General features: G+C 50.6%; 1 rRNA gene. It reads right to left on the minus strand.

Going from position 1 to position 427, the window contains the following annotated elements:
* Positions 1 to 311, minus strand: a 23S ribosomal RNA gene (locus KVT34_RS29885); the annotation flags it as partial.
* Positions 312 to 427 lie beyond the last annotated feature (116 nt).

Raw genomic sequence — 427 nt, forward strand, 5'->3', positions numbered from 1 at the left:
TTGACGTCCTACAACCCCAAGGAGCAAGCTCCTTGGTTTGGGCTAATCCGCGTTCGCTCGCCGCTACTGACGGAATCACTATTGTTTTCTTTTCCTCCAGGTACTTAGATGTTTCAGTTCCCTGGGTGTGCCTCCAATGCAGCTATGTATTCACTGCATGGTAACTGCGCATTACCACAGCTGGGTTCCCCCATTCGGACATCCCCGGATCAAAGCCTGCTTACGGCTCCCCGAGGCATTTCGTCGTTCGCCACGTCCTTCTTCGGCTCCTAGCGCCTAGGCATCCTCCGTGTGCCCTTATTAGCTTGACCCAACGCTCCGTTATATCCTGACTCGTGCTATTAAGCTGCGCTTAACAAATCACTTCTCAGCATATAACCTCGCTTTACATCGATCAAAACCAAAAGGTTTGGATGATTCTAGTTAC

This window comes from Paenibacillus sp. GbtcB18 (assembly GCF_019091125.1).
GTDB lineage: Bacteria > Bacillota > Bacilli > Paenibacillales > NBRC-103111 > Paenibacillus_F > Paenibacillus_F chitinolyticus.